Raw genomic sequence first — 5485 nt, forward strand, 5'->3', positions numbered from 1 at the left:
CCTGCTAAGGGCGTATAGGTTAACCCCTATCGAGGGTTCGAATCCCTCGCTCTCCGCCATTTTTTTCTGAATTTATCCTTGTGATAGTCAGTAAAAAACAGTACAATTTCACGCTTTAAAGCGCCTGTAGCTCAGCTGGATAGAGTACCTGGCTACGAACCAGGCGGTCGCACGTTCGAATCGTGCCAGGCGCACCAAAAATTGAAAGTCAATCAAGCAGTTATCATTAATTTGGTAGCTGCTTTTTTGTTTTCTGTCCTTAGGTTTTCTCTAAATTACTCGTTTGATATGCTCGAATGCGTACCTTTACAATCACATCTTTCCGATATGTGCATACCACAGCTTTTTTCTGGACAATCAGATATTCGTTTTCATATCTAATGCGTTCGGGTAAAACCTGTCAGCTCTAATTACTGTTATGGCTGCATACATAAGTAATCAAGAGTTTCAAAGTTTGTTTTCTGCCGACTTAACTTCATACATCCGCTTATCAGCAGCATTTAAAAGTTCGTCTGCCGAAGTAGCGTCCTGTGGACAGGCAGCCATACCGATACTCGCCGAGACTGATAAACTTTTACCATTATGAATCAGCGGTTGTTTGATTGTTTCAATAATAGATGTAATGACCCGTTGCGCCTGGCTTGGTGAGGTTTCCGGTAATAAGACTGCAAATTCATCACCTCCGAGTCGGGCCACAGTATCTGTTTCACGCAGGATTCTGCTGAGCTGTGTGGCAGTATGTTTAAGGATTTCGTCTCCCACATGATGACCATAGTTATCGTTAATTTCTTTAAATCCGTTTAAATCAATAAACAAGATAGTAAATTCGCGTTTATTACGCCGATAGTTTTGTACCAGTTTATTCAAAAACTCGAAGAACATCAGACGATTTGGAAGCCCCGTCAGTCCATCATGGAATGCCTGCCATTCCAGCTTCAGTTCAGCCTCTCTTCTGCTGGTGATATCAATAATAAACGCCAGTACATGCTTATCATCCAGAGCCGTTAGCCGTTCCAGAAAATAATATTCCTTACCATCTAATACCAACGGATATTCGATCGTTGCCGGTTCGCCAGTGTTTATTGTTTCAGCCATCAAAGCGAGTTTCTTTTCGACCAGATCGGCATCTAGCAGCTCACTGATATTCATTCCATTTAACTTAGTCGCATCAACCAGCAATGGAAAACTATCCTCTACTTCATGGTCGATTATTTTGCCATCCACCCTCATGGTGAGCAGCAAGTCGGGCATCGCATCAATAATGGCTTTATTGCGATGATTAAGCACCGCCAACAGTTTTCTGGACTCAATCTGCTTGAGCAACTGGTTACCTAAAAAAAGTAACAACAGGGTGAAAACTATCAAGATAATAAAATTTCTGGTCACCATCTGCTGTTCATATTGTCTTATCGACTGTTCAGCAGACGCACGGTTTTCAGCAATAATGGAGAACATTCCCCATTTGTTAAGAAATTGAAAATCACATTGCGCGTTATTCTGGAGCTGAACGCGATGTATGCCAAGCTCGGTAGATGTCAGGTATCGATGATCCTTGCACAGGCTGTAAATATCATTTTTTTGCAGCCCTTCGTACAGACTGGAAGACCAGATGAGTTTGCCCGATTCGTCGGTCAATACAGCCGAAATATTTTTGTTTTTGGTAATATTGCCAAGCTGAGCTGTCAGATCTTCACTTTTCAAGGCTGCCACCGCCACACCGGTAAACTGATCATCAGCATCTCGAATGGGATAACTCATCGCAATATAGAGTGCGCTTTCCTGAATAATGGATTGCCTCGGTGAGGAAATGAAAAATTTTGTCTGCTCATGTTTGGTGTGCTCAGTAAAATAATCTCTGAGCGATATCGGTGATTGATATCCTGGACTGGTAGAAAATGTAACTACCCCTTCGTTATCAGTGATATAGAGCTGCCATATAGTGGGATTCAGATTTGTTAACCTTTCAGCATAAGTCGCGACCTGCTCAGGTGCTTCCATGCTCATCGCGGCAAGCTGTTTAAGGTTGGCTCCTACAAAAGAAAATTCTTTATCAATCAGCTCGGCTTGCAACACGGATAACATACTCACTCGCTGACTGATTTGCTCATTAATCGGGTTTTGATAACCAGCGACTTGTTGGTGGTAAAAAAACCGTAAACTCAACGCACCAATGATCCACACTACAAGTAGAATAAACACTACAAACGTGCGATTAAAAAACAAATTATCGATATGTTTGGTCATACGGACAGAATAGCGCGTGAAGAATCAAAGTACACTAAAACTCTTTGCAATTCGGATAGTTGCGCACAGTTTAATAAAATACCCAGTCGGCATTAACGTTGATTGATAAGTTAAAATTTATTGTCTGACACGACGTGACAAGTGAGGTTAGATTAGGAATATCGATACTAGCTTTTGGTCGTTGCCTAATCACTCAAAGGTATCTGACAAACTATCAATCTGATTACACGTTTAGCATGATTCAGTAAAGCCAAGTTAGCGGGCAAATCAACATATCCTTGCACAAAAAAAGGCTTATCAAAAATAATTTTATACTTTTAATAAGCCTTTATTGTTATTTAATCGCCAATATTTACGAATTATAGCAATGACTCAATGGCATCAGTCACTTGCTTATCACTTGGCTTAACTTTGCTGGGAAAAGCGGCAACGACTTTACCATCAGCATTAATCAGGTATTTACTGAAATTCCAACCAGGCTCTTCACTTTGCTGGTTAATTTCCTGAAATACCGGATTAGCATTCTGACCCGTCACAAAGCTCGGCGCGATCATGGTGAAGGTTACACCAAAATTTTCCCGGCAAACCCGCTCAGCTTCGGCCTCGTCTTTTGCTTCCTGATTAAAGTCATTACTGGCAAAGCCAACCACCATCAAACCGCTTTGCTGATACTTCTGATGCAATGCTTCAAGGCCTTCAAACTGACGAGTATAACCACAGTGGCTTGCCGTGTTCACCACCAGCAATGGTTTTCCATTGGCTACTTCACAGAGATTAATGGTTTCGTTTGAATGCAGTTTGGGAAGTTCATAGTCGAGAAATTCAGGGCAGGATTCTGCTGCCTGAACCGAAAATGAAAGCATTAAACTTGATATCAATAATAATATATAACGCATCTTAAAATCCTTTGGCTATCAGTAGGTCGAGCTCGGTCACCACTCAGGTGTTATTTATGCAGACCTTAGGAACGACTAAAAGTTGATAAGCGGCTGAATTAATTGTCTCTCAGCGTTAAACGGCAGAGGCCATATAATTATCATCCAGCCTAGGCACGGCATCCAGCAGGTTCCGAGTATGTTCATTCTGTGGTGATTTCATGATGTCATGTGTATTACCGGATTCGACTAATTGCGCTTTATGCATCACCACCATGCGATCGGCCAGATAATCCACTACACCCATGTTGTGTGTGATAAACAACATACCGATGCCCTCTTCATCTACCAGCTGCCGTAACAACCTTAAAATACCGGCTTGAACTGATACATCTAAAGCTGAGGTAATTTCATCACACAAAATAAACCGAGGTTCGAGTACCAGAGCTCTGGCAATCGCCAGTCGCTGTCGCTGTCCGCCAGAAAATTCATGTGGATAACGCCATAAACTATCGGTTGGCATTTCAACCCTGTCCAAAAACCGCGCTGCGATTTGAGTACGTTCGGCATCGCTACTGCCAATACCATGTACCCGCATCGGTTCAATCAAAGTAGTATGAATTGGCAGGCGTGGATTTAAACTGGAACCCGGATCCTGAAACACCACCTGCATTCGTCTTCGAAGGGGCCGCATCGCTTTGGCTGATAATTGGGTAATATCCTGTCCTTCCAGAAAAATACTGCCTGAAGTCACTTCCTGCAGTCTTAGTAAAGCCCGGCCCAAAGTGGTTTTACCGCAGCCTGATTCACCCACCAGAGCCACGACTTCACCGGCATTTACCTGCAAAGAAACGTTTTCAACGGCATGGAAATGATCGACTACCCGCCGCATCAAACCGCGACGTACTGGAAAATACACGGACACATCTTTGACTTCCAGCAACACTTTTTCTGATTTCACCATTCTGTCAGGTCTGGTCAGGCGTTCCGGTAATGCGGCTATCAGGCTCTGGGTATATTCATGTTGCGGGTTACGTAAAACATCTGCCGTCTTGCCACTTTCGACCAGTTTGCCTTTGCGCATCACCCCAACCACATCGGCAATTTGTGCCACCACGCCAAAATCATGGGTAATAAACAACATGCCCATTCCGTATTTGGTCTGTAAATCACGCATCAGCTTAAGAATCTCAGCCTGTACCGTGACATCAAGGGCAGTAGTCGGCTCATCCGCAATCAATAATGCCGGTTCACAAATCAGCGCCATCGCGATCATCACCCGCTGACGCTGGCCACCGGATAAACGATGGGGATACTCCCGAATACGACCTTCCGGGTCCGGAATCCTTACTTCTGTCAATGCTGCCAGAATCTTCTGTCTACGCGCTTCTTCATCAAGTTCCGGTCGATGGATCACCAATACTTCTTCCAGTTGCTGGCCAATTGTCTGCACGGGATTAAGTGAGGTCATTGGCTCCTGAAATATCATCGCAATACGACTGCCACGAACTGAGCGCAACGTTTCATCATCTGCATTGAGCAATGCTGTTTCAGGTAAGTGTCCCTGAGGGTCAGTTAACTGAATATGACCATCAGGATGCCGGTAATGACCATGCGGCAATAACCCCATGATCGATAACGCTGTTACTGATTTACCACTACCGGATTCACCGACCAGACAATAGGTTTGGCCGGGCTCAACAGCGAGACTGATATTATCCACCGCCCGTAACCAGTTATCGCCCTCACCCAGCTCTGTCACCAGATTTTTCACTTCCAGCAACTTCATGACTGCATACCCCGACTGGTATGGGGATCTACCGCATCACGCAGTGATTCACCCAACAAATTATAGGCAAATACGGTCATAAAGATTGCCCCACCCGGGAAAACGGCCAACCACCAGTTAAATGTCGAAGATTGAACGGCCTGATTCAACAATTGTCCCCAGGAAGGATCATCAACCAGCCCCAACCCCAGAAAGCTTAATGTCGCTTCAGCCAGAATCGCAGAGGCAACACCAAAACTGGTAGCGACCAGCAACGGCGCCAGACCGTTGGGCAGCATATGGCGGAATAAAATCGATCGTAATGGCAAACCACTGGCGATTGCCGCTTGAACAAAGTCCTGTTGACGCAGTTTGAGAAACTCCGCGCGTACATACCGTGCATAGCCTGACCAGGCGGTGATGCCGATAATGACCATCATCATGTAAATAGATCGTCCGAAAAAAGCAACAAATGACAACAGCAGGAACAAGGTCGGTATAGCTTCAAAGATTTCCACCAGGCGCATGCCAATGATATCGACAATGCCGGAAAAATAGCCCATCAAACCGCCAATTATTGTGCCGATAACCAACGCAA

General features: G+C 44.5%; 4 protein-coding genes and 1 tRNA gene. 1 reads left to right on the forward strand and 4 read right to left on the reverse strand.

The genetic code is table 11. The annotated features are described in order from the left end of the window. The first annotated feature begins 120 nt into the window (after positions 1–120). A tRNA-Arg gene (locus B3O33_RS15175) sits at positions 121–197 on the forward strand. Between the two features lie 250 nt (positions 198–447). Here B3O33_RS15175 and B3O33_RS15180 read toward each other — a convergent pair. The 4 genes from B3O33_RS15180 to B3O33_RS15195 all read right to left on the reverse strand — a co-directional run. Then, on the reverse strand, positions 448–2244 hold the full coding sequence (locus B3O33_RS15180; RefSeq protein WP_292359880.1) for a sensor domain-containing diguanylate cyclase: 1797 nt from the start codon (positions 2242–2244) through the stop codon (positions 448–450). Positions 2245–2603: 359 nt separating this feature from the next. After that, positions 2604–3140: a glutathione peroxidase gene (locus B3O33_RS15185; RefSeq protein WP_292359882.1), complete on the reverse strand. Its 537-nt coding sequence runs from the start codon at positions 3138–3140 to the stop codon at positions 2604–2606. A 115-nt stretch (positions 3141–3255) separates the two neighbouring features. Further along, positions 3256–4908, reverse strand: a complete 1653-nt coding sequence (locus tag B3O33_RS15190) for an ABC transporter ATP-binding protein (protein WP_292359883.1) — start codon at positions 4906–4908, stop codon at positions 3256–3258. Continuing rightward, a partial coding sequence (locus B3O33_RS15195; RefSeq protein ID WP_292363909.1) for an ABC transporter permease occupies positions 4905–5485 on the reverse strand: 581 nt, incomplete at its 5' end. The genes B3O33_RS15190 and B3O33_RS15195, both read right to left, overlap by 4 nt.

Source organism: Methylophaga sp. UBA1464 (genome assembly GCF_002325665.1).
GTDB lineage: Bacteria > Pseudomonadota > Gammaproteobacteria > Nitrosococcales > Methylophagaceae > Methylophaga.